Annotated in this window: 18 protein-coding genes; 4 read left to right on the top strand and 14 right to left on the bottom strand. The window is 67.2% G+C overall.

The window, feature by feature from the left end; genetic code table 11:
- Nucleotides 1-91: 91 nt before the first annotated feature.
- The 4 genes from rbfA to pnp all read left to right on the top strand — a co-directional run bounded on the left by rbfA (nucleotide 92) and on the right by pnp (nucleotide 4,048).
- Nucleotides 92-490: a 30S ribosome-binding factor RbfA gene (rbfA, locus tag BMZ19_RS06115; RefSeq protein ID WP_090308429.1), complete on the top strand. Its 399-nt coding sequence runs from the start codon at nucleotides 92-94 to the stop codon at nucleotides 488-490.
- A gap of 3 nt (nucleotides 491-493) precedes the next feature.
- The gene (gene truB / locus BMZ19_RS06110; RefSeq protein WP_090308425.1) at nucleotides 494-1,408 is read left to right on the top strand and encodes a tRNA pseudouridine(55) synthase TruB; all 915 of its coding nucleotides are present in this window, start codon (nucleotides 494-496) and stop codon (nucleotides 1,406-1,408) included.
- Nucleotides 1,409-1,503: 95 nt separating this feature from the next.
- The gene (rpsO, locus tag BMZ19_RS06105) at nucleotides 1,504-1,773 is read left to right on the top strand and encodes a 30S ribosomal protein S15 (RefSeq protein WP_090308420.1); all 270 of its coding nucleotides are present in this window, start codon (nucleotides 1,504-1,506) and stop codon (nucleotides 1,771-1,773) included.
- A 169-nt stretch (nucleotides 1,774-1,942) separates the two neighbouring features.
- Nucleotides 1,943-4,048, top strand: a complete 2,106-nt coding sequence (gene pnp / locus BMZ19_RS06100) for a polyribonucleotide nucleotidyltransferase (RefSeq protein WP_090308417.1) — start codon at nucleotides 1,943-1,945, stop codon at nucleotides 4,046-4,048.
- 74 nt (nucleotides 4,049-4,122) lie between these two features.
- Here the strand turns inward: pnp and BMZ19_RS06095 are convergent, their stop codons facing one another.
- The 14 genes from BMZ19_RS06095 to gluQRS all read right to left on the bottom strand — a co-directional run bounded on the left by BMZ19_RS06095 (nucleotide 4,123) and on the right by gluQRS (nucleotide 23,112).
- Entirely contained in the window at nucleotides 4,123-4,419 is a 297-nt protein-coding gene (locus BMZ19_RS06095) for a DUF2845 domain-containing protein (protein WP_090308414.1), read from the bottom strand.
- Nucleotides 4,420-4,499: 80 nt separating this feature from the next.
- Nucleotides 4,500-7,694 carry a DUF748 domain-containing protein gene (locus tag BMZ19_RS06090; protein ID WP_090308411.1) on the bottom strand — a complete coding sequence of 1,065 codons (3,195 nt, stop codon included), beginning with the start codon at nucleotides 7,692-7,694 and terminating at the stop codon, nucleotides 4,500-4,502.
- Between the two features lie 152 nt (nucleotides 7,695-7,846).
- The gene (locus tag BMZ19_RS06085; RefSeq protein WP_090308408.1) at nucleotides 7,847-8,863 is read right to left on the bottom strand and encodes a class I SAM-dependent rRNA methyltransferase; all 1,017 of its coding nucleotides are present in this window, start codon (nucleotides 8,861-8,863) and stop codon (nucleotides 7,847-7,849) included.
- Between the two features lie 79 nt (nucleotides 8,864-8,942).
- Nucleotides 8,943-10,880 carry an acetate--CoA ligase gene (gene acs / locus BMZ19_RS06080; RefSeq protein WP_090308405.1) on the bottom strand — a complete coding sequence of 646 codons (1,938 nt, stop codon included), beginning with the start codon at nucleotides 10,878-10,880 and terminating at the stop codon, nucleotides 8,943-8,945.
- A gap of 107 nt (nucleotides 10,881-10,987) precedes the next feature.
- Nucleotides 10,988-12,652: a glucose-6-phosphate isomerase gene (gene pgi / locus BMZ19_RS06075; protein ID WP_090308402.1), complete on the bottom strand. Its 1,665-nt coding sequence runs from the start codon at nucleotides 12,650-12,652 to the stop codon at nucleotides 10,988-10,990.
- Nucleotides 12,653-12,737: 85 nt separating this feature from the next.
- A complete protein-coding gene (gene panD / locus BMZ19_RS06070) occupies nucleotides 12,738-13,118 on the bottom strand; it encodes an aspartate 1-decarboxylase (RefSeq protein WP_090308399.1) in 381 nt (126 codons plus the stop codon).
- Between the two features lie 13 nt (nucleotides 13,119-13,131).
- A complete protein-coding gene (gene panC, locus BMZ19_RS06065; RefSeq protein ID WP_090308396.1) occupies nucleotides 13,132-13,992 on the bottom strand; it encodes a pantoate--beta-alanine ligase in 861 nt (286 codons plus the stop codon).
- Nucleotides 13,989-14,783 carry a 3-methyl-2-oxobutanoate hydroxymethyltransferase gene (panB, locus tag BMZ19_RS06060; RefSeq protein WP_090308393.1) on the bottom strand — a complete coding sequence of 265 codons (795 nt, stop codon included), beginning with the start codon at nucleotides 14,781-14,783 and terminating at the stop codon, nucleotides 13,989-13,991. Before panB ends, panC begins: the two co-directional genes overlap by 4 nt.
- A 96-nt stretch (nucleotides 14,784-14,879) precedes the next feature.
- Nucleotides 14,880-15,392 (bottom strand): 2-amino-4-hydroxy-6-hydroxymethyldihydropteridine diphosphokinase, encoded by a 513-nt coding sequence (folK, locus tag BMZ19_RS06055; RefSeq protein WP_090308390.1) that lies wholly within the window; start codon nucleotides 15,390-15,392, stop codon nucleotides 14,880-14,882.
- A 7-nt stretch (nucleotides 15,393-15,399) separates the two neighbouring features.
- Complete coding sequence (locus tag BMZ19_RS06050) at nucleotides 15,400-16,785, bottom strand: polynucleotide adenylyltransferase PcnB (protein ID WP_090308387.1); 1,386 nt, start codon at nucleotides 16,783-16,785, stop codon at nucleotides 15,400-15,402.
- A 665-nt stretch (nucleotides 16,786-17,450) separates the two neighbouring features.
- A complete protein-coding gene (locus BMZ19_RS06045; RefSeq protein ID WP_090308384.1) occupies nucleotides 17,451-18,872 on the bottom strand; it encodes a sigma-54-dependent transcriptional regulator in 1,422 nt (473 codons plus the stop codon).
- Between the two features lie 152 nt (nucleotides 18,873-19,024).
- Nucleotides 19,025-21,979, bottom strand: coding sequence for a sensor histidine kinase (locus BMZ19_RS06040; RefSeq protein WP_090308381.1), 2,955 nt, complete (start codon nucleotides 21,977-21,979; stop codon nucleotides 19,025-19,027).
- Nucleotides 21,963-22,139: a hypothetical protein gene (locus BMZ19_RS06035; protein ID WP_003095129.1), complete on the bottom strand. Its 177-nt coding sequence runs from the start codon at nucleotides 22,137-22,139 to the stop codon at nucleotides 21,963-21,965. Before BMZ19_RS06035 ends, BMZ19_RS06040 begins: the two co-directional genes overlap by 17 nt.
- Before the next feature lie 85 nt (nucleotides 22,140-22,224).
- Nucleotides 22,225-23,112, bottom strand: a complete 888-nt coding sequence (gluQRS, locus tag BMZ19_RS06030) for a tRNA glutamyl-Q(34) synthetase GluQRS (protein WP_090308378.1) — start codon at nucleotides 23,110-23,112, stop codon at nucleotides 22,225-22,227.
- Nucleotides 23,113-23,208 lie beyond the last annotated feature (96 nt).

Below are 23,208 nucleotides of genomic sequence, written 5' to 3'. Positions count from 1 at the left end.
GCGAGTGCTGCAAACACAAGCCGGAGGCTCCGCTAGGAGGCTTCCGGCTTGCGCTTTTCAGCTTCAGGCTTTTTTTCCACGGATAACTGTCATGGCCAAAGAATACAGCCGTACCCAGCGTATCGGTGACCAGATGCAGCGCGAGCTGGCTCAGCTGATCCAGCGCGAGATCAAGGATCCGCGCCTGGGTCTGGTGACCCTGACCGGCACCGAAGTCAGCCGCGATCTGTCCCATGCCAAGGTGTTCTTCACCATCATGGGGCAGGACGACGACGATCAGAAGATCGCCCTCAACCAGAGCATTCTCAAGGATGCCGCCGGTTACCTGCGCATGCTGCTCGGACGCTCGCTCAAGCTGCGTACCGTGCCGCAACTGCATTTCCTCTACGACGAGAGCGTGCGCCGCGGCGCCCATCTGTCGGCGCTGATCGAGCGTGCGGTGGCCGAGGATCGTCACCAGCACGACGACCCGGAAGCAGGCAAGGAGTAAGGCGTGGCCCAGGTGAAACGAATCCGCCGCGCGGTCAGCGGCATCCTGATCCTCGACAAGCCGCACGGCTTCAGTTCCAACGCCGCGCTGCAGAAGGTGCGCTGGCTGCTCAATGCCGAGAAGGCCGGGCATACCGGCAGCCTCGACCCGCTGGCGACCGGCGTGCTGCCGCTGTGCTTCGGCGAGGCGACCAAGTTCTCCCAGTACCTGCTGGATGCCGAGAAGGGCTACGCCACGGTCATGCACCTGGGCGTCACCACCAGCACCGGCGATGCCGAGGGCGAGGTGCTCGAGCGTCGCGAGGTGACCGTCGGTCGGGAACAGCTGGAAGCCCTGCTGCCGCGTTTCCGCGGTCCGATCCAGCAGGTGCCGCCGATGTACTCGGCGCTCAAGCGCGATGGCCAGCCGCTGTACAAGCTGGCGCGTGCCGGCGAGGTGGTGGAGCGCGAGGCGCGTTCTGTTACTATTGAGCGCCTTGAGCTGACCCGTTTCGAGCCGCCGTTTGCCGATCTGTCGGTAACCTGCAGCAAGGGCACCTACATTCGTACCCTGGTCGAGGATCTCGGTCAGGCGCTGGGCTGCGGGGCGCATGTCGCCGAACTGCGCCGCACCCAGGCCGGGCCGTTCAGCCTGGAGCAGGCGGTTAGCCTGGACACGCTGTTACAGGCGCACGAGGAAGGTGGGGCCGAGGCCCTCGACCGCTTCCTGCTGCCGGTGGACAGCGGCCTGGAGCACTGGCCGGTGCTGCAGCTGTCGGAGCACAGTGCCTATTACTGGCTGCACGGGCAGCCGGTGCGAGCCCCCGAGGCGCCGAAGTTCGGCATGCTGCGGGTGCAGGATCACGAGGGTCGTTTCATCGGTATCGGTGAAGCGACCGACGACGGGCGCATTGCGCCGCGTCGACTGATTCGGTCCTGAGGACCGAACGAGGGTGGCTGTCAGCAGGCACGGTCATACCTCCATTATGAAAACGGGGAAATTCCCCGGCCTGTTACCTCAGAGGAAAGCCCACCATGGCACTGAGCGTTCAAGATAAAGCCCAGATCGTTAGCGAGTACCAGCAAGCTGAAGGCGATACCGGTTCTCCGGAAGTGCAGGTTGCCCTGCTGACCGCCAACATCAACAAGCTGCAGGGTCACTTCAAGGCCAACGCCAAGGACCACCACAGCCGTCGTGGTCTGATCCGCATGGTCAACCAGCGCCGCAAGCTGCTGGACTACCTGAAGGGCAAGGACGCAACTCGTTACAGCGCGCTGATCGCGCGTCTGGGTCTGCGTCGCTAAGACGTAGCTGAGCTGGAAGCCGGGAGCTGGGAGTTCGAAGTTGAAAGTAAGGGCGATGCCCTCTTGCAGCTTCGGGCTTCCAGCTTTTGACTTTCCGAAGGGGTGATCCGGGTCCGACTCCCGCCATCCCACCGATTTCCCCAAAGGCAACACAGAGAAGGAAAACACCGTGAATCCGGTTATCAAGAAATTCCAGTTCGGTCAGACGACCTTCACCCTCGAAACGGGCCGCATCGCCCGTCAGGCCAGCGGCGCCGTGCTGGTAAGCACCGACGACGTCAGCGTGCTGGTCACCGTGGTCGGCGCCAAGCAGGCCGATCCGGGCAAGGGCTTCTTCCCGCTGTCCGTGCACTACCAGGAAAAGACCTACGCCGCCGGCCGCATCCCGGGTGGCTTCTTCAAGCGTGAAGGCCGTCCGAGCGAGAAGGAAACCCTGACCTCGCGCCTGATCGACCGCCCGATCCGCCCGCTGTTCCCCGAAGGCTTCATGAACGAAGTGCAGGTCGTCTGCACCGTCGTGTCGACCAACAAGAAGTCCGATCCGGACGTCGCCGCGATGATCGGCACCTCGGCCGCCCTGGCCGTTTCCGGCATTCCGTTCGACGGCCCGATCGGCGCCGCTCGCGTCGGCTACCACGACGAGCTGGGCTACATCCTCAACCCGACCTACGAGCAGCTGCAGAACTCGCGTCTGGACATGGTGGTGGCCGGTACCGAAGACGCCGTGCTGATGGTCGAATCGCAGGCCGAAGAGCTGACCGAAGACCAGATGCTGGGCGCCGTGCTGTTCGCCCACGAGGAATTCCAGAGCGCCGTCCGCGCGATCAAGGAATTCGCTGCCGAAGCCGGCAAGCCGCGCTGGGACTGGCAGGCTCCGCAGGCCAACACCGCGCTGATCGAAGTGGTCAAGGCCGAGTTCGGCGAGGCGATCTCCAACGCCTACACCATCACCATCAAGCAGCAGCGCTACGCCGCCCTCGATGCCCTGCGCGAGCAGGTAATCGCCAAGTTCGTCGGTGAAGGCGAAGGCCAGTTCCCGGCCGGCGCGGTCAAGGAAGTCTTCGGTCTGCTCGAATACCGCATCGTGCGCGAGAATATCGTCAACGGCAAACCGCGCATCGACGGTCGCGACACCCGCACCGTGCGCCCGCTGGCCATCGAAGTCGGCGTGCTGGGCAAGACCCACGGCTCGGCGCTGTTCACCCGCGGCGAAACCCAGGCCCTGGTCGTGGCCACCCTCGGCACCGCCCGTGACGCCCAGCTGCTGGACACCCTGGAAGGCGAGCGCAAGGACGCCTTCATGCTGCACTACAACTTCCCGCCCTTCTCGGTCGGCGAGTGCGGCCGCATGGGCAGCCCGGGCCGTCGCGAAATCGGTCACGGCCGTCTGGCCCGTCGTGGCGTCGCCGCCATGCTGCCGACCCAGGCCGAATTCCCCTACACCATCCGCGTGGTGTCGGAGATCACCGAGTCCAACGGTTCCAGCTCGATGGCTTCCGTCTGTGGCGCCTCGCTGGCGCTGATGGACGCCGGTGTACCGGTCAAGGCGCCGGTGGCCGGTATCGCCATGGGTCTGGTCAAGGAAGGCGACAAGTTCGCCGTACTGACCGACATCCTCGGTGACGAAGACCACCTCGGTGACATGGACTTCAAGGTGGCCGGTACCGACAAGGGCGTCACCGCCCTGCAGATGGACATCAAGATCCAGGGCATCACCGAAGAGATCATGGAGATCGCGCTGAACCAGGCTTTGGAAGCGCGTCTGAACATCCTCGGTCAGATGAACCAGATCATCGCCAAGCCGCGCGCCGAACTGTCGGAAAACGCGCCGACCATGATCCAGATGAAGATCGACTCGGACAAGATCCGCGACGTGATCGGCAAGGGTGGCGCCACCATCCGCGGCATCTGCGAAGAGACCAAGGCCTCGATCGACATCGAAGACGACGGCAGCGTGAAGATCTACGGCGAGACCAAGGAAGCCGCCGAGGCTGCCCGTCAGCGCGTGCTGGGCATCACTGCCGAAGCCGAGATCGGCAAGATCTACGTCGGCAAGGTCGAGCGCATCGTCGACTTCGGTGCCTTCGTCAACATCCTGCCGGGCAAGGACGGCCTGGTGCACATCTCGCAGCTCAGCGACAAGCGCATCGAGAAGGTCACCGACGTGCTCAAGGAAGGCGAAGAGGTCAAGGTGCTGGTGCTGGACGTGGACAACCGCGGCCGCATCAAGCTGTCGATCAAGGACGTGGCGGCGGCGGAAGCCTCCGGCGTCTGATCGCCCCTGATCGCGTGACAAAAAAGGCCCTTCGGGGCCTTTTTTGTTGTTCGCGATTCGGCTCGGTATTGGTGTTAACGCTGGCGCTGGCTGTCGATCTCGGTCAGGCGGTTGCCTTCGAAGCGCAGGAAGTAGTACATGCCGCTGCGCGGGCCGTAGACCCACTCGTCGATGCGCACTTCCTCGTAGTTGCCCCAATAGTCGCCGCGCTGACGGTAGCCGATGACTTCGCGGCTATTCGGTTCGCCGCACTTGTCCAGCACTTCGCTGGCGTGGTCGCCGGTGCTGATCAACGCGCTGGAGCAGCGCAGGGTGGCCGCGCTGAGCGGGGCACTCAGGGCCACCAGCAGCAGGCAGAGGAACGCTTTCACGACAGAACCCTCTCGGCGGGGAAGGTGCCGGCGCGCGGGTGGCCGGCAGGGGTAATGATTGGACCCGCGTGACGGTCAGTCTACTCGCTGTCCAGATGCAGGGGCACGGCGATGCGCTGCTCGTCTGCGCCGGCGGGGGCACTGCCGACTTCCAGCAGATAGATGCGCTCGTCGGCCAGCTGGCCCTGTTCGACCAGCCAAGCCTTGATCGCCCGGGCGCGGTCCTGGGCCAGCTGGCGCAGCAGCGGCTGACTCTGCGCCCAGGAGTCGAGCACCGCCTGCTGCAGGCGCGCAGCCCGCTCGGGCTTCTTCAGTTCGCGCCATTCGCCTGGCGGCTGCTGCTTGAGGCGGGCGCGGTAGATGCCTTCGAGCAGGGTCGCCTGCATGTCCTCCGGCACCTCGAGCGCACTCGCGTCGGCCGGCACCTTATCGCCGCGACGCTGCAGGATGCGGTACCAGATCTCCCGATATTCGCGCTGCAGGCGCTGTTCGGCCAACAGCGGGCCGTCGGCCGTTTGCTGGCTCATGCCCTCCACCTCCAGGCGCAGCGCCGGGCGCTGCTGCAGGGCCTTGGCCAGTGTGGCCAGGTTGCCACGGGCCCGTTCGTCCAGTGCGCTGGAGCCGGCGGCGAAGGACACGCTGTCGAGGGATTCCTCGCCGCCGTCGACCAGCCCGGCGATCAGCTTGAACGGTGCCTGCACCGCGCGCAGGATCAGGTTGCGTAAGGTCTGCCAGACGATCGGCACGACGCTGAACTCGGGGTTGTTCAGATCGCCCTGCACCGGCAAGGCGATGTCGATATTACCCTGGGTGTCCTTGAGCAGCGCAACCGCCAGGCGCACTGGCAGGTCGGTGGCGCTGGGGCTGTCGACTCGCTCGCCGAGTTGCAGGTCTTCCAGCAGCACCTTGTTGTCGGCGTTCAGCTGGCCCTTCTCGATGCGGTAGTGCAGGTCGAGGTTGAGACGCCCCTTGCGGATCTTGTAGCCGGCGAACTTGCCAGCGTACGGCGTCAGGGTGGTCAGTTCCACGCGTTTGAAGCTGGTGGCGATGTCGAGCTGCTCCAGGGGCGAGAAGGGGGTCAGACGGCCCTTGATGGTCACCGGTGCGTAGCGGTCGACCTTGCCGCGGACATCCACGCTGGCTGGCTTGGCGGACTGGTTGTCGAGGGTGCCGATGCTGCCGTTGAGTTGCTGCAGGGCGGTGGCGAAGTCGGGGGTCAGCGAGAAGTCGGCGAAGTGGGCCGAGCCGTCGTTGATCTCCACGCCGCCAACCCGCACATGCAGCGGCTTGCCCGGCGGCGCAGGCTGGGCCTGGGGCGGCTGGGCGATCAGCAGCTCCTTGACGTTGGTGCTGAGGTCCTCGTTGATGATGAAGCGGGCGTAGGGCTGTTGCAGGCGCACCTTGCCGATCTGCAGCTGTTCGCCATGGCGGTAGTCGAGCTCGTCGAGGTGGATTTTCTGCCAGCGCACGAAGTCGCGTCCCTTGAGGGTATCGAGGGTGTGCAACTGGCTGACCTCGACGTGACCGTTGACCGTGAAGGCCAGCGGGGCGAGGCTCTGCAGGTCGACGGCCAGCTCGCTGCCGAGCAAGCCGCTGCGCAGCTCCAGGTGGATGAACGGGCTGACATAGGACTGCGCCAGGCGCAGGTCGATGTCGCGGGCGACTACCTTGAGCTGGCTGCCCAGCGGTTTGAGGCGCACCTCGCCACTGGTCTCGAGGCGGCCCTGCTGGCCGATGCCGCTGGCCAGCTTGAGGCTGAAGGGCTGCTCGCCAGCGTTGCTGAAGCCCTGCAGGTCGAGATCCAGCGGGCCGACGTCCAGCGCAACCAGCGGCCGGGGGACGCGATCCTCGAGATGGGCACGGTAGCCGCGCAGTTGCACAGCATGGACTAGCACCTGCCAGGGGCGGATGCTGGAGGAGGTGGCCATCTGGACGGATGACGCCGCTGGTGCGCCGGCGGCGGGCGTGGTGGCCGGTTCCTGGGGCGTGCTGTCCTGCGCTGCCGGGGCGCTGCGGACGGTCTGGGCCAGGTGCTCAGCCGCCTGTGCGGGACCAGCGGGGGTGGCTGCTTTCCTCTCGCCACCGTCAGACGGCGGTTTTGCGGCCTCGGCGCTGGCTGCGCGATGTTGCTGCAGCGCGGCCAACTGGCGATTGAGCAGCGCCTGCCAGTCGAGGCGACCATCGGCCTCGCGCGCGGCCCGGGTTTCCAGGCCCTGACTGTGCAGTTGACCGATGACCAGCCGGCGCTCCGCCAGGTTCAGCGAGCTGTCGGCGATCGCCAGGCTGGCCAGGGAGAGCTGCGGTTGCTCGCTGAGTCCGTGCAGTTTCACGGCGCTCAGCTGCAGCTGGCCGCCGTCCAGTTCGAGCTGCGGGCCCGGGGTGAGTTCCAGGCGCTTGGTGGCGACCTGCAGGCGGTCCAGGTCGAGCAGCGGCCTGCCGTCGGCCTCGAGCAGTTGCAGGCTGTTCAGCTGCAACTGGCTGTTGCTCAGCTGCAGGTGCAGGCCCTCCGCCAACTCCAGGCGGTAGTCGCTGGCCAGGCTGGCCATGCCCTGCGCCAGCTGCAGCGGCAGCAGTCGGCGCAGGTAGGGCCACCAGGTGGTGAGATTGATGGCGGTGATGCTCAGCTGGCCTTCGGCGCGCAGCGGCTGCACGCCCAGGCGGCCTTGCAGGTCGATGTCCGCCCCGCTCGAGCCGCTGGCCTTGAGGATGAACTCGCCGTTGTCCTGTGCGCGGGTGCCGAAGTGCTGCAGTTCGAGGTCGAGGGCTTGGTAACGGAGTTCGACCGGCGGCTGCGGGCGCTCGTCGAGCAGATGCAGGCTGCCGCCGCTCAGCGTGAGGCGATCAACATGGAGGGGGAAGGGTTCGCCGGCGGGCTGTGCCGGTTCCTCGCGCGCGGCCGGCAACTTGAACAGTTGCAGCAGGTTGAACGGTCGGTCCACGGCGAACAGCAATTGGACATGGGGCCGCTCCAGCTGCAGCTCTAGCAGGTGCAGCGCTCCCTGCCACAGGCTGTCGATCTGCAGGTTGGCATGCAGACGGACAAAGGCCAGCTGTTCGGCGCCGGGTTCGCCGAGGCGCAGGTTGTGCAGGGTCAGTTCGAGGCTGAACGGATTGAGTTCGATGTGCTCGAGGCTGGCCGGTACGGTGGCGTATTCGGCCAGCTTCTGGTTGGCCAGCTTGAGGCCTGCCCACGGCAGCAGATAGAAACCGAACAAGGCATACAGCAGCGGAATGATTACCAGAGCGGCGAGGCCGCGTTTCAATCCTTTGGACATGGTAAGCCGCTTCGGTCAATGCGTGAAGTGTCTTGGAGTATGGCATGTCCCGCCGGTTCCGAATGTGGCGGGCTCCGCCAGTTCGACAGGGGCGAGCGTGACTGGGGGATGGCGTGCCGGTGCGGGCGGGAGATATCCCGCCCGCACCGGGATCAGAGGTGCAGGATCAGGGTCTTGAGCGGGTGGCGGCCATCGCTGGAGGGGAAGTCGGCGGCCGGTGGCAGCACCTCGACCTCGCGCACCGGCCGCCCGCTCTTGCTGGCGCAGCGCAGCACCTGGTCGCGCCATTCGTCCAGCTCGACCCTGGCCAGGTTGTTGCAACACACCAGCGTGCCGCCCTCGGCGGTGGCCAGCAGGGCCGGCTTGAGCAGGCTCTGGTAGTCGCGCAGCAGGTCGACGGTGCCGAAGGCGCTGCGCGCCCAGGCCGGCGGATCGAGGAACACCAAGTCGAACTGCTCGGCGGCCAGGCGTGGATAGTCCGGCAGGCGCTGGCCGTGGCGCCGGGCGACCGGCAGGCCGGCGAGCTGGCGGATGGCCGGGAAGTAGTCGGAGGCGATGAAGCGCATGGCCGGCAATTCGGGGTTGAGGCTGGCGTTCTCGCGGCCGACTGCCAGATTGCCCTCGGCGAAGTCGAGGTTGGTGACCGCGCGGGCCCCGCCGGCTGCGGCGCAAAGACCGACGCCGCAGGTGTAGGCGAACAGGTTGAGCACCGACTTGCCGGCGCTATGGCGCTTGACCCAGCCACGGGCGTTGCGCAGGTCGAGGAACAGCAGCGGATCCTGGCCGGCATGGCGCGCGCGCACCCGGTAGTTGAGCCCCCATTCGTGACCGACCAGGTCGGCCAGCGCCTCGGCTCCGGCCTGGAACACCGGGTCGCTGCGGTCGATGCGCGAGTTGCCCTGCGAGCGGTCGTTGTACACCGGCAGCAGCGGGGTGGCGAAGGCCTGCTGGCAGGTCTCCAGCAGTTCCAGCAGGGCGTCGCGCTCGAGCGGTTGATGGAAGCTCTGCACCAGCAACTGCGCGCCGTAGCGGTCGATGGTCAGGCCGGGGGCACCTTCCTGGCTGCCGTGGAACAGTCGGTAGCAGTCGGTGCCCTGCGTGTGCAGTTCGGCGAGCAGGGTCTGGCGGGCGTCGAGGGCGGCGCGCAGCGCCTGGTTCAAGGCGGACATGCGCGTCTCCTCTGAGTATCGGGTGCCTATTCTAGCAGCGGCCCGCACGCCCGCCTGCGGGTTTTTCCGTGGCCTGGCTTCACTGGTTCAGGCGGGCGGCGATCAGCTGCTCGACCACCGACGGGTCGGCCAGGGTCGAGAGGTCGCCGAGGTTGTCCAGTTCGTTGCAGGCGATCTTGCGCAGGATGCGCCGCATGATCTTGCCCGAGCGGGTCTTCGGCAGGCCGGGTGCCCACTGGATCAGTTCGGGACGGGCGAAGCTGCCGATTTCCCGGGCCACCAGTTCGGACAGCTCCTGTCTGAGCGCCTCGCTGGGCTGGGCGTCGTGCATCAGGCTGACGAACGCGTACACGCCCTGACCCTTGAGGTCGTGGGGATAGCCGACCACCGCGGCTTCGGCCACCGCGTCGTGCAGCACCAGGGCACTTTCCACCTCGGCGCTGCCCAGGCGGTGGCCGGAGACGTTGAGCACGTCGTCGACCCGGCCGGTGATCCAGTAGTAGCCGTCCTCGTCGCGGCGTGCGCCGTCGCCGGTGAAGTAGTAGCCGGGGTAGGGTTTGAAGTAGGTGTCGAGCATGCGCTGGTGGTCGCCGTAGACGCTGCGGATCTGGCTCGGCCAGCTGGCCTTGATCGCCAGCAGGCCGGCGCCGGGGCCGTCGATCTCGTGGCCCTGTTCGTCGAGCAGCACCGGCTGCACGCCGAAGAACGGCAGGGTCGCCGAGCCGGGCTTGAGCAGGGTGGCGCCGGGCAGCGGGCTGATCATGATCGCCCCGGTTTCGGTCTGCCACCAGGTGTCGACGATCGGGCAGCGGCTGTCACCGACCACATGGTAGTACCACTCCCAGGCTTCCGGGTTGATCGGCTCGCCGACCGAGCCGAGCAGACGCAGGCTGGCCCGCGAGGTGCGCTGTACCGGCGCGTCGCCTTCGCGCATCAGCGCGCGGAGGGCGGTCGGCGCGGTGTAGAAGATGTTCACCTGGTGCTTGTCGACCACCTGCCAGGGTCGCGAGGCATCGGGGTAGCTGGGCACGCCCTCGAACATCAGGGTGATCGCGCCATTGGCCAGCGGGCCGTAGACGCCGTAGCTGTGGCCGGTGATCCAGCCGATGTCGGCGGTGCACCAGAAGACTTCGCCATCCTGGTAGTCGAACACGTACTTGTGGCTCATGGCGGCGGCGAGCAGGTAGCCGCCGCTGCAGTGCAGCACGCCCTTGGGCTTGCCGGTGCTGCCCGAAGTGTAGAGGATGAACAGCGGGTCTTCGGCGTCCATCGGTTCGGCGGGGCAGTCGGCGTCGACCTGACCGACGAGTTCATGGTACCAGTGGTCGCGGCCCGCCTCCCAGAGGATGCCGTCGTGGCTGCGGGCGACCACGATCACCTGGGCGACCCGCGGGCATTCGCGCAGCGCCTGGTCGACGTTGGCCTTCAGCGCGATGTGCTTGCCGCCGCGCACGCCGGCATCGGCGGTGATCACCAGGCGACAGTCGGCGTCGAGGATGCGGTCGCGCAGGGCATCCGGGGCGAAGCCGCCGAATACCACCGAGTGCACGGCGCCGATGCGTGCGCAGGCGAGCATGGCACAGGCGGCTTCGGGGATCATCGGCAGGTAGATGCACACCCGGTCGCCCTTGTTCACGCCCAGCTGCTTGAGCGCATTGGCCAGGCGGCAGACCTGCTCGTGCAGCTCGCGGTAGCTGAGGTGCCGGGACTCGGCGGGATCGTCGCCCTCCCAGATGATCGCGGTCTGTTCGCCGCGCCGGGCCAGGTGGCGGTCGAGGCAGTTGTAGGCGACGTTCAGCTGGCCGCCCTTGAACCAACTGGCCTGCCCCTGGCTCAGGTCGCCATGGTGCACGCTGCGCCAGGGTTTGAACCAGTCGAGGAACAGGCGCGCCTGTTCGGCCCAGAACAGCTCCGGTTGCTCGATGGATTGCCGGTACAGCCGCTGGTAGTCGTCGGCATGCACGGCGGCATGCCGGTAGGCGGCTGCCGCGACAGGGTGGGGACGGATCTCGAACATGGCGGCGATCCTGCGTGGTCGTGCGCGATGTTCTTTAGCGTGGACCCGGATGAGGGGGCTTTCAAGTGACGGCCCGCCACCGGTCGGGCGGGCCGCAGGCGCGGGGGTCAGCCGCGATGACGGGCGCGGAAGAACTCGATCAGGCCCTGGGTCGAACCATCCTTGGCCGGTCCCGGCTCCTGGCCGGTGAGGTGGCCGTAGACGTTCTTGCCCAGTTCCTTGCCCAGTTCGACGCCCCACTGATCGAAGGCATTGATGCCCCAGATCACGCTCTGCACGAACACCTTGTGCTCGTAGAGGGCGATCAGCGCGCCGAGGCGCTGCGGGCTGACGCGCTCGAGCACCAGGGTGTTGCTCGGCCGGTTGCCGGGGATCGCCTTGTGCGGCGCCAGGCGCTGCACCTCCTCTTCGGCCAGACCCTGGGCGCGCAGCTCGGCCTCGGCCTCGGCACGGGTCTTGCCGCACATCAGCGCCTGGCTCTGCGACAGGCAGTTGGCGTACAGCCACTGGTGGTGGTCGGCCAGCGGGTTGTAGCTGGTCACAGGGACGATGAAGTCGGCGGGAATCAGCTGGGTGCCCTGGTGCAGCAGCTGGTGGTAGGCGTGCTGGCCGTTGCAGCCGACGCCGCCCCAGATCACCGGTCCGGTGCCGCAGCTGACCGGGCTGCCGTCCTGGCGCACGCGCTTGCCGTTGGATTCCATGTCCAGCTGCTGCAGGTGCTGGTTGAAATTGCGCAGGTGGTGGTCGTAGGGCAGGATCGCGTGGCTGTGGGAGTCCCAGAAGTCGCCGTACCAAACGCCCAGCAGGCCGAGCAGCACCGGCATGTTCTCCGCGAACGGTGCGCTGAGGAAGTGCTGGTCCATCTCGTAGGCGCCGGACAGCAGTTCCTTGAAGTTGCCCATGCCGATGGCCAGGGCGATCGGCAGGCCGATGGCCGACCACAGCGAGTAGCGCCCACCCACCCAGTCCCACATCGGGAAGATGTTTTCTTCGGCGATGCCGAACGCCACGGCAGCCTGGCGATTGCTCGACACGGCGATGAAGTGGCGGTGCAGGTCGCTCTCGCGGGCCCCCTGGGCGAGCACCCAGCGGCGCGCGGCCTGGGCGTTCTTCAGCGTCTCGAGGGTGCCGAATGACTTCGAGGAGACGATGAACAGGGTGGTTTCCGCGCACAGCTCGGCGGTCAGCTCGTGGAACTCGCTGCCGTCGATATTGGCCAGGTAGTGGCAGCGTACGCCGCGCTGGGCGAACGGCAGCAGCGCCTCGGAAACCAGCTGCGGGCCGAGGAAGGAGCCACCGATGCCGATGTTGACCACGTCGGTGATCGGCTTCTCGGAGAAGCCGCGCCACAGGCCATTGTGGATGCGCTGCACCAGTTCGGTCATCTGAGCGAGCACGCGGTGCACCTGGGGCATCACGTCGACGCCATCGACCAGGACCCGATCGCCGATCGGCCGGCGCAGAGCGGTATGCAGCGCCGGCCGATTTTCCGAGGCATTCAGCGGGGCGCCGGCGAACAGCTGCTCGATGGCCTGGCGCAGGTTCATCTGTTCGGCCAGCTCGACCAGCAGCTGCTGGCTGCGCGCGTCGATCAGGTTCTTCGAATAGTCGAGAAACAGCCCGCCGCTGTTCAGCGAGTAGCGCTGGAAGCGTTGCGGGTCGGCGGCGAAGGCCTCGCGCAGGCTGAACGCCTGCATCTGTTCGCGCTGGGTGCGCAGCGCCTGCCAGGCCGGTTGTTGGGTGGCATCCAGCGGCTTGAGGTAGTGGTGCATCGACTGATCCGGTGTCTGGGCGTGGGAGGTGGAAACCGACAAGCCCGGAACGGGTCCGGGCTTGTCGGTGCTGCACGTCGGGCGGTCAGGCGACCTGTACGGGGATCGCGTGACTGGTGTGGCTGAGCGCGTTGCCTGGGGTGAAATACAGCATGTGCGGCTTGTGCTGGGCCAACTCGGCTTCGCTGTAGTGGGCGAACGCGCAGACGATCACCCGATGGCCGACGTCCGCCTTGTGCGCAGCGGCGCCGTTCACCGAGATCATCTTCGAGCCTTCCTCGGCGCGAATGGCGTAGGTGGTGAAGCGCTCGCCGTTGTCGATGTTGTAGATCTGGATCTGCTCGTATTCGCGGATGCCGGCCAGATCCAGCCATTCGCCATCGATGGCACAGGAGCCTTCGTAGTCCAGTACGGAATGGGTCACTTCGGCGCGGTGCAGCTTGGCTTTGAGCATGATGCTATGCATGGCGGGTTCCTCGTCAGGCCGTGGCGTCGAGATCCACGAACAGGTTGTCGATCAGCCGGGGAGCACCGAGGCGGGCTGCGGCCAGAATCACCAGCTGGCGATCGGCCGGTGTGGCCGGGCGCAGGGTGAGCGGATTGCGGATTTCCAGGTAGTCCGGCACGAAACCGGCGGCACTCAGCCGGGTCCGGGCGTCGTCGAGCAGCGTGGCATGGTCGCTCTCGCCGTGTTGCAGGGCGGCAGCGATGTCGCTGAGGGTCTGGTACAGCTGCGGCGCGATGGCGCGCTGTTCCTCGTTGAGGTAGCCGTTGCGCGAGGACAGCGCGAGGCCGTCGGCGGCACGCACGGTGGGCTCGCCGATGATCTGGATCGGCAGGTTGAGATCGCGCACCAGCTTGCGGATCACCGCCAGCTGCTGGAAGTCCTTCTCGCCGAAGATTGCCAGGTCGGGCTGAACCATGTGGAACAGCTTGGTCACCACCGTGGCCACGCCGTCGAAATGGCCGGGACGGCTGCCGCCGCACAGCCCCTCGGAGACGCCCGGGACGCTGACCAGGGTCTGCCCGGCCATACCGTCGGGGTACATTTCCTCGACGGTCGGCGCGAACAGCAGCTGGCAGCCGGCTTCGAGGAGTTTTTCCTGGTCGGCGGCGAGGGTGCGCGGGTAGCTGTCGAGGTCTTCGCCGGCGCCGAACTGCAGCGGGTTGACGAAGATGCTGGCAACCACGAAGTCGCAGCGCTGGGTGGCCTTGGTCACCAGGGCGGCATGCCCGGCATGCAGGTTGCCCATGGTCGGCACCAGGCCGATACGTTTGCCTTCGCTGCGCGCACGGGCGACGGCGGCGCGCAGTTCGCGAACGGTCTTGACGGTGATCATGCGGAGAAACCGTGTTCTGGGGCGGGGAATTGGGCGTTCTTGACGGCCTGGGTATAGGCGCTCAAGGCATCCTGGATGCTGGCCTGGCCAGTCATGAAATTGCGCACGAATTTCGCCGGACGCGGGTTGAGGCCGAGCATGTCGTGCAGCACCAGTACCTGGCCGTCGGTGTCGACGCCGGCACCGATGCCGATCACCGGAATGCGTACTGAACGGCTGATCTCGGCGGCCAGGGCGCTGGGCACGCATTCGAGCAGGAGCATGGCTGCTCCGGCCTGCTCGAGGGCGAGCGCGGCCTCGCGCATCTCGCGGGCGCGGGCCTCGTCGCGGCCCTGCACCTTGTAGCCGCCGAAGACATTGACCGACTGCGGGGTGAGGCCCAGGTGCACGCAGGCCGGGATGCCGTTCTCGGCCAGGCGACGCACGGTCTCGCCCAGCCAGGCACCGCCTTCGAGCTTGACCATGTGCGCGCCGGTGCGCATCAGCGCGGCGCTGCTGTCCAGCGCCTGTTCGAGGGTGGCGTAGCTCATGAACGGCAGGTCGGTGAGGATCAGCGCGCCCTGGTTGCCGCGCTTGACGCAGGCGGTGTGGTAGGCCATGTCGGCCACGCTGACCGGCAGGGTGCTGTCGTGGCCCTGCAGGACATTGCCGAGCGAATCGCCGATCAGCAGCACCTCGACGCCGGCCGCGCAGGCGGCGGCGGCGAAGGTCGCGTCGTAGCAGGTCAACATGACGATCTTCTCGCCGTTCTGCTTGAGACCGCGCAGAGTGGTGAGGGTGACATCAGCCATCAAGAAATCCTCGTTGGCGCACCGAAAGCGGGCGCGGGCAAACGGTGCCTATAGTCCCGATGGGGGGCGGTGAAGTCAATGCGCGCTGTTACCCGTTCACCCGACCGTTACCGCCGGCCTGTCACCGCCGTCAAGGCGCTCGAGGCCTTCGAACGGGCAGTTGGCCAACAGCGTCTGTAGCGGTTGGCCGTCGGGCAGCACGAGATCCGCGGCGATCTCAGCCAGCGGATAGAGCACGAAGGCCCGCGCATGCATATGGTAGTGCGGCAGGGTCAGGCGCTCCTCGTCCAGTTGCAGGTCGCCGAACAGCAGGATGTCCAGGTCGAGGGTGCGCGGCCCCCAGCGCTCGGCCTTGCGCTCGCGACCTTGCTCGCGTTCGATGGCCTGCAGCGCGTCGAGCAGTTCGAGCGGGGTCAGCGCGCAGTCGAGTGCCGCCACGGCGTTGACATAGCGCGGCTGGTCGGGCGGGCCGAGCGGGTCGCTGGCGTACAGCGAGGACACCGCGACCAGCTGGCAGCGCGGCAGCTTGCCGATGGCGGCCAGGGCCGCCTGCAACTGCTGCACCGGCTCGGCCAGGTTGCTGCCCAGGCCGATATAGACGCGTGGCATGGCGCGGTTATTCCTGTGACTGGCCGGTCGGCGCGCGCTTGCGCGGGTTGCGCCGGCGCTTGCGCGGCGCCTTGGCGCCGTCGGGGCTGCTGCTCAGCTCGCGGATCATGTTGCGCCGCTCGCTGTCGCTGACTTCCTGGTAGCGGGTCCACCAGTCGCCGAGGTCGCCGGTTTCTTCGCCGGCGCTTTCGCGCAGCAGCAGGAAGTCGTAGCCGGCGCGGAAGCGCGGGTTCTCCAGCAGCAGGTCGGCGCGGCGGCCCTGGCGGCGCGGCAGACGTTCCTGCATGTCCCAGATCTCGCGCAGCGGCAGGGAGAAGCGCTTGGGTATCGCGGTGCGTCGGCACTGCTCGCCGATCACCTCGTGGGCGGCTTCCTGCAGGGCCGGAATGGCCGGCATGCCGCTGGCCTGCAGAGCGGCGGCGCGGGCGGGCAGCGCCGGCCAGAGCAGCGCCGCGAACAGGAACGCCGGGGTGACTGGCTTGCCGAGGCGGATACGCTCGTCGGTATTGGCCAGCGCCTGGCGGATCAGGCTGCCGACGTACTCGGGCTCGCGCTTGAGGGCGGCGGCGCTGGCCGGGAACAGCGGCGCGAACAGGCCATACTCGCAGAGCAGGTCGAAGGTGCGCTCGCCCTGGCCGGCAAGAAACAGCTTAAGAACCTCGTCGAACAGGCGCGAGGCGGGTATGTCGTTGAGCAGGTGGGCCAGCTGGCGGATCGGTGCGGCGCTGTGCTTCTCGATGTCGAAGCCGAGCTTGGCGGCGAAACGCACCGCGCGCAGCATGCGCACCGGGTCTTCCTGATAGCGCTGGGTGGGATCGCCGATCAGGCGCACCAGACGGTTGCGGATGTCGTGCATGCCGTGGGCGTAGTCGAGGATGCGCTCGCTGGCCGGATCGTAGTACAGCGCGTTGATGGTGAAGTCGCGGCGCTGGGCGTCGTCTTCCTGGCTGCCATAGACGTTGTCGCGCAGGATGCGTCCGCTTTCGTTGCGCGCCGCCAGGTGGCTGTCCTCGTCGTCCTCGCCCTGCGGGTGATTGGTACGGAAGGTGGCGACCTCGATGATCTCGCGGCCGAAGTGGACATGCACCAGCTTGAAGCGCCGGCCGATCACCCGGGCGTTGCGGAATTCGTTGCGCACCTGTTCGGGCGTGGCGCTGGTGGCCACGTCGAAGTCCTTGGGCTCGACCCCCAGCAGCAGGTCGCGCACGCAGCCGCCGACCAGGTAGGCCTGGTAGCCGGCCCTCTGCAGGCGGTCGACCACGCCGACGGCATTGCGGCTGATCTGTTCGTGGTGCAGCGGGTGCTGGCTGCTGCCGAGAACTTCCGGCGTCGTGCGGACGCCGCGCGCGCGGCGCAGAGGGGAGCGGATGGACTGGAACAGCTTTTTCAGCATGGGCTACTGGTTACCGGATAGGGAGGGAGCAGGATCGGCCCCGCGTAATGGAGGCGAATTCTAGCACTGGCCGGCAGCGATGGTGAACGCGGGAGGGGCAAACGGGAAGGTGGTCGCGCATGGGCAGGGCTGGCTGGTGCGCAAAGCACAAGGGGGAGCCTAGGCTCCCCCTTCAAGTCAGGTCGTGCTTTGTTCTTCTTGTGGCCACAGGCTTGTTGTTTTTGTTGGTTGCCCGCCCGGACTGCTTGGTCCGGTCATAGTCCCAAGCTGGGACTCAAGAACAAACGGATTACTTTGGACGCTGATGTTGCCACTCCCCTTGCGGGGTCAACCGGTTTCGGACTCTGCCTCGGGGCAGTTTTATTGTTCTCGTTCCGGTCGATGGAAAACCCGTCGGGCACTTCCTCTCCAAAAGAATCAGTTTGCTGCGCCTCCACCCTGTTGTTCTTGTTGTGTTGGAGCCGTTACGTCTTGTTTTTGTTGTGTTGGATCAGCGTTGTTGTTTTTGTTGTGCGATTACTAAAGCAGGTGCCATGCCAACTTTTGAAAATCCTTTAGAATCAATGGCTTGTGTTTTTGTTGAGCTGCCGGCAGGGTGAAAAAAAACCGGGTTCCCGTTACCGATGAACCCGGTTGCTGTTACGTGCTGGAGGCGGGGTAACACCTCAGGAGTCGGCCGAGGCCCCCGACTTGCGCCGCGGGATGCCCAGGCGCTGACGGCGCTCCCACAGGCATTTGCGACTGATGCCGAGCTTGCGGGCCAGCTCGGTTTCGGTCATGTGGTCCTGGTGCTCGAGAACGAAGTGCTGGAAGTAGTCCTCCAGCGACAGGTTCTCCGCCGGTTCGCTGGCGCTGCTGGCGGAGGGCAGGGGATGCAGTTCGTCGACGAAGTTGTCCAGCAGGTCGTCCAGCTCGACATCGATGCCCAGCAGGTCGAGCGGGATGCTCGGGCTCTCGCAGAGGATCACCGCCCGCTCGATGGCGTTCTCCAGCTCGCGCACGTTGCCCGGCCAGTTGTAGTGGCGGATCGCCTTGAGCGCCTCGGTGGAGAACTGCAGCGGCTCGCGGCCCATGCGCGCACACTGGCGGGCCAGGAACACCCGGGCGATCTCCAGCACGTCGTCCTCGCGCTCGCGCAACGCCGGCAGGCGCAGCGAGATGACGTGCAGGCGGTAGTAGAGGTCCTCGCGGAACTGGCCGTTCTTGGCCAGGTTCTTCAGGTCTCGGTGGGTCGCGGCGATCAGGCGCACGTCGACCTTCTGCGACTGCACCGCGCCGACCCGGCGGATCTCGCCTTCCTGGAGGACGCGCAGCAGGCGCGCTTGGGCCTCCAGCGGCAGCTCGCCGATCTCGTCGAGGAACAGGGTGCCGCCGTCGGCGGCCTCGACCAGGCCGGCCCGTCCGGCGGTGGCGCCGGTGAAGGCGCCCTTCTCGTGGCCGAACAGCTCCGACTCGATCAGGGTTTCCGGGATCGCCGCGCAGTTCACCGAGATCAACGGCGCCTTGGCGCGCTTCGACAGGTTGTGCAGGGCGCGCGCCACCAGCTCCTTGCCGGTGCCGGACTCGCCCTGGATCAGTACGGTGGAATCGGTCGGCGCGACCTTGCGGATCTTGCCGTAGAGGTCCTGCATGGCCGCACAGTTGCCGATGATGCCAATCTCGCCACCCGCGTCGGCCGGCGCCTCGCCGCGCTCGGCCGCCGAACTGGCGCTCGCCGGCTCGGCGCTGCGGGCCTGCTGACGCTCGCGCAGGATGCGTGCCACGGCCTGGAGCATCTCGTCGTGGTCGAAGGGCTTGGCGATGTAGTCGATCGCGCCGAGCTTCATCGAGTCGACCGCCGAGCGCAGGCTGGCGTAGCTGGTCATGATCAGCACCGGCGTGCCGCCGGCCAGGCCGATCAGCTCGGTACCCGGGGCGCCGGGCAGGCGCAGGTCGCTGAGCACCAGGTCGAAGCTGGGGATGCTGTAGCGTTCCTGGGCCTCCTGCACCGAACCGGCTTCGCTGACCTGGTACTGGTTGCGCTCGAGCAGGCGGCGCAATGCGGAGCGGATGATGGTTTCGTCTTCGACGATAAGAATATGTGGCATGTCTGTTCAGCTCTCGCGGCGTGCTCGGAAGCGGCTGGAAACTGTCTGCGCCGGTCTCTGCGGACGGCTTCGCGGGGGCGCCTGGCGGGGGCGGCGGGCTGACCGCCCGGTTGCACCTCGCCGGAGCGGTACGCTTGCAGTATCCATCGGCTTCACGGGTTTTCGGGGGCCGTCGGGCCGCCATAGCGCGGCAGGGTGATCCGAATGCGCGTGCCAAGCTGGCGCTGTGGATCTGCCGGGCTGTCGATGGTTATCAGTCCATAATGCTCCTCGACGATCGAATAGACCAGTGCGAGGCCCAGGCCGGTCCCTTTGCCGGGGTCTTTGGTGGTGAAGAAGGGTTCGAACAGGCGGTCGACGATCGACTTGGGAATCCCCGAGCCCTCGTCCTCGACCATCAGTTCGATGGTCTGCTCGCTGGCCTCGGTGCGCACGCGGATGGCGCCGCCGGCGGGCGAGGCGTCGCGGGCGTTGGACAGCAGGTTGATCAGCACCTGGGCCAGGCGCTGCGGGTCGCCCTCGACCCAATGCTGCGGGTCGCAGAGGTTGAAGTACTGCACGTCGTAGTCGCGATTGAGCGACAGCAGGCTGATCGCCTCGCGAGCCACTTCGGCCAGGCACACCGGCTCGCTGGCCTGCTGGCGGCCGCCGGCGTGGGCGAAGCTCATCAGCGACTGGACGATGCGGGTGATGCGTTTGGTCTGTTCGATGATCTGCTGGCTGGTCTCGATGATCTCGGCATCGCCCTCGCGCTCCTCGCGCAGGTTCTGCGCCAGACAGGCGATGCCGGTGACCGGGTTGCCGATTTCGTGGGCGACCCCGGCGGCCAGGCGGCCGATCGAGGCCAGGCGCTCGGAGTGGATTAGGCGGTCCTCGAGCAACTGGGTTTCGGTGAGATCCTCGACCAGCAGTACCAGGCCGCTGTTGCCGGGGGCCAGCGGCTCGTCGATGGCCGCCTTGTGCAGGTTGAGCCAGCGGATCTGGCCATCGAGGGCCAGACGCTGCTTGTGCAGGTGCTCGTCGGGGGCGTCGATGAAGGTGCTCAGCAGCTCGCGCCACGGCTCGGACAGCGTGTCCAGGCGCGAACCGACCACGCGCTGCGCCTCGATGCCGGTGAGCTCCTCCATGGCCCGGTTCCACTTGAGGATTTCCCGGTCCTTGGCCAGCGAGCAGACGCCCATCGGCAGCTCCTGCAGGGTCTGCCGGTGGTAGCGGCGCAGGGCGTCGAGCTCGGCGGCCAGGCCGGTCAGGCGCGACTGGTAATCCTCCAGGCGGCTCTCGATGAAGTGGATGTCCTCGGTGACGTAGCTTTCGCTGGCCGACTTGTAGGGCAGGAAGTTCTCGACGATGTCCTGGGCCACGCTCGGCCCCATCAGTCCGGACAGGTTGGCCTCGAGGCGGTCGCGCAGGCGGCGCAGGGCGTAGGGGCGCTGTTCGTCGAAGGGCAGCTGCAGGTCGCGCAGCGCCTGCTCCACCTCGCGCTGCGCAGTGCGCGCGCCGAGCGGCTTGGCCAGTTCGGCGGCGAACTCCTGCGGCGAGGTGGCGACCAGGTCGCGGCGCTGCGGACGGCGCACGTTGTCCACCGCGCAGGCCTCGGCGGCGCTCTGCTCCTCGCTGCTGGGCTCGGTGAACAGCGACACCAGGGTGAACGCCAGCACGTTGGCGGCCAGCGAGGCGATCGCGGCCAGGTGCCAGCTGGTGTCGTCGAGCACGTAGACCAGGTCCAGCAACGGCAGATAGAAGCCCGGTACCTCGCCGATCAGCGGCAGCAGCATGGTCAGCAGCCAGACGCTGGCGCCGGCGATCAGGCCGGCGATGAAGCCGCGGCGGTTGGCGGTCGGCCAGTACAGCACCGACAGCGCGCCGGGGAGGAACTGCAGGGTGGCGACGAAGGACACGGTGCCCAGGTGCGAGAGGTTCTGGCCCGAGGTGATCAACTGGTAGAAGCCGTAGCTGGCGGCGATGATCGCGACGATCAGGCCGCGGCGGGTCCACTTCAGCCAGCGGTAGATGTTGCCCTCGGCCGGCGGCTGGTACAGCGGCAGCACCAGGTGGTTGAGCACCATGCCCGACAGGGCGAGGGTGACCACGATGACCAGGCCGCTGGCGGCGGACAGGCCGCCGACATAGGCGGCGAGCACCAGCCAGGGATTCTCCACGGCCAGGCCGATGCCGAGGGTGAAGTATTGCGGCTCGGTGGCGACGCCGAGGCGCAGGCCGGCCCACAGGATCGGCGGCACCGCCAGGCTCATCAGCAGCAGGAACAGTGGCAGCGCCCAGCTGGCGGTGATCAGTCCGCGCGGGTTGAGGTTCTCGGTGAAGGCCATGTGGTACATGTGCGGCATGACGATGGCCGAGGCGAAGAACACCAGCAACAGGGTGCGCCAGGGACCTTCCTGCAGCGGCGTGTGCAGGGTGGTCAGCGCGGTCTGGTTCTGCAGCAGCCACTGCTCGAGGCCGTCCAGGCCGCCGAACACGGCGAACAGTGCATACAGGCCGATGGCGGCCATGGCGCACAGCTTGACCAGCGACTCGAAGGCGATGGCCAGCACCAGCCCCTCGTGCCGCTCGCGGGTGGCGATATGGCGGGCGCCGAACAGGATGGTGAACAGGGTGAGCAGCGTGCAGAAACCCAGCGCCACCAGCTCGCGGATCGGCTCGCCGGTGATGATGCCGACGGTATCGGCCATCGACTGGATCTGCAGGGCGAGCAGCGGCAGCACGGCGATCAGCATGAACACCGTGGTCAGGGTGCCGGCCCAGGTGCTGCGAAAGCGAAAGGCGAACAGGTCGGCCAGCGAGGCCAGCTGGTAGGTGCGGGTCAGGCGCAGGATCGGGTGCAGCAGCACCGGGGCCAGCAGGAAGGCGCCGGAAAGGCCCAGGTAGATGGCCAGGAAGCCGTAGCCATACTGGTAGGCGAGGTCCACGGCGCCGTAGAACGCCCAGGCGCTGGCATACACGCCCAGCGACAGGGTGTAGATCAGCGGGTGGCGCACCAGCGAGCGAAGCACTCCGCCGCGCTCGGTCAGCCAGGCGATGCCGAACAGCACCAGCAGGTAGATGGCGCTGATCAGCAGCAGGTGGGTCAGGTTAAAGCTCGTCGGCATCGCGCTGGCTCTGGAGGATGAAGGTAACGACGATCAGGATCAGCCAGAGCAGGTAGGGTCGGTACCAGGCGCCGTTGGGGTCGATCCACCAGTCCATGATGGCCGGGGAGAACAGGTAGATCCCCACCACCAGGAGCAGGACCAGCCGGTAGATATACATGGGATGCCTCGTCGTTGAATGACCGGATGGTAACGGAGGCGGCGGCGAAGCAGAAGCATGCGGTAACACAGCGCCGTTTGCGCTGTTACCGCACCTCGGCTTCGGCCAGGCTCGGCTGGCGCAGGATGGCGGCGGGGTTCCAGTGGCGCACGCCCCAGCTGAGCACCTCGCGAGCGTTACCTTGTGCCAGCTCGGCGGGCGGCTGCTGGCCGAGGGCGCGCAGCGCACGGGTCAGCAGGGCGGGTGCCTGGTCGGCCGGCAGCGGCGGCGAGCGGTAGGACTTGCCCAGCTTGTGGCCGTCCGGCTGCAGCAGCAGGGGGATGTGCAGGTAGCGCGGCTGCGGCAGGCCGAACAGCTCCTGCAGGTACAGCTGGCGCGGGGTGGAGTCGAGCAGGTCGGCGCCGCGCACGATGTCGGTGACGCCCTGCCAGGCGTCGTCGAGCACCACCGCCAGCTGGTAGGCGTACAGGCCGTCGCGGCGGCGGATGATGAAGTCGCCGACCTCGCGGGCCAGGTTCTGGGCGAACTCGCCCTGCACGCGGTCGGCGAAGCGGTACTCGGCGTCCGGCACGCGCAGGCGGATGGCGGCATCCGTCAGCGCTCGCCGGGCGTCACGGCAGGTGCCGGGGTAGATCGGCTGGCCTTCGAGCTGCTTGCGCGAGCAGGTGCAGGCGTAGGCTAGGTCGCGGGCCAGCAACTGGTCCAGCGCGGCGGCGTAGGCATCGTGACGGGCGCTCTGCCGTTCCACCGCGCCGTCCCACTCGAAGCCGTAGGTTTCCAAGGTGCGCAGGATGGCGTCCTGGGCGCCGGGGACTTCCCGCGGGGGGTCGAGGTCCTCCATGCGCAGCAGCCAGCGACCGCCGACAGCGCGGGCGTCGAGATAGGAGGCGAGGGCGGCGACCAGCGAGCCGAAGTGCAGGTAGCCGCTTGGCGTGGGGGCGAAGCGGCCGGTGTAGGCGGGGGATGTGCTCATCGGCAGGCGTTCGGCAGGCGAGGCGTGACTGGGGATGTGCGTGGGCAGCGCCTGCCGTGCCGGCGGGTCGCAGAAACAGCACGGGGCGCCGTGGCG

The sequence above is a fragment of the Pseudomonas linyingensis genome, from assembly GCF_900109175.1.
Classification (GTDB): domain Bacteria; phylum Pseudomonadota; class Gammaproteobacteria; order Pseudomonadales; family Pseudomonadaceae; genus Geopseudomonas; species Geopseudomonas linyingensis.
The sequence above is the reverse complement of the archived record's forward strand: the minus strand, read 5'-3'. Positions and strand labels throughout refer to the sequence as shown.

Bases quoted from the DNA above. Each gene is read 5' to 3' on its own strand.
- panB (WP_090308393.1), bottom strand. From the start codon at position 14,783: ATGGCTGATGTCACCCTCACCACTCTGCGCGGTCTCAAGCAGAACGGC.
- BMZ19_RS06035 (WP_003095129.1), bottom strand. From the start codon at position 22,139: ATGTATATCTACCGGCTGGTCCTGCTCCTGGTGGTGGGGATCTACCTG.
- BMZ19_RS06090 (WP_090308411.1), bottom strand. From the start codon at position 7,694: ATGTCCAAAGGATTGAAACGCGGCCTCGCCGCTCTGGTAATCATTCCG.
- acs (WP_090308405.1), bottom strand. From the start codon at position 10,880: ATGTTCGAGATCCGTCCCCACCCTGTCGCGGCAGCCGCCTACCGGCAT.
- panC (WP_090308396.1), bottom strand. From the start codon at position 13,992: ATGATCACCGTCAAGACCGTTCGCGAACTGCGCGCCGCCGTCGCCCGT.
- rbfA (WP_090308429.1), top strand. From the start codon at position 92: ATGGCCAAAGAATACAGCCGTACCCAGCGTATCGGTGACCAGATGCAG.
- BMZ19_RS06050 (WP_090308387.1), bottom strand. From the start codon at position 16,785: ATGCTGAAAAAGCTGTTCCAGTCCATCCGCTCCCCTCTGCGCCGCGCG.
- rpsO (WP_090308420.1), top strand. From the start codon at position 1,504: ATGGCACTGAGCGTTCAAGATAAAGCCCAGATCGTTAGCGAGTACCAG.
- gluQRS (WP_090308378.1), bottom strand. From the start codon at position 23,112: ATGAGCACATCCCCCGCCTACACCGGCCGCTTCGCCCCCACGCCAAGC.
- panD (WP_090308399.1), bottom strand. From the start codon at position 13,118: ATGCATAGCATCATGCTCAAAGCCAAGCTGCACCGCGCCGAAGTGACC.
- BMZ19_RS06045 (WP_090308384.1), bottom strand. From the start codon at position 18,872: ATGCCACATATTCTTATCGTCGAAGACGAAACCATCATCCGCTCCGCA.
- folK (WP_090308390.1), bottom strand. From the start codon at position 15,392: ATGCCACGCGTCTATATCGGCCTGGGCAGCAACCTGGCCGAGCCGGTG.
- pgi (WP_090308402.1), bottom strand. From the start codon at position 12,652: ATGCACCACTACCTCAAGCCGCTGGATGCCACCCAACAACCGGCCTGG.
- BMZ19_RS06040 (WP_090308381.1), bottom strand. From the start codon at position 21,979: ATGCCGACGAGCTTTAACCTGACCCACCTGCTGCTGATCAGCGCCATC.
- BMZ19_RS06085 (WP_090308408.1), bottom strand. From the start codon at position 8,863: ATGTCCGCCTTGAACCAGGCGCTGCGCGCCGCCCTCGACGCCCGCCAG.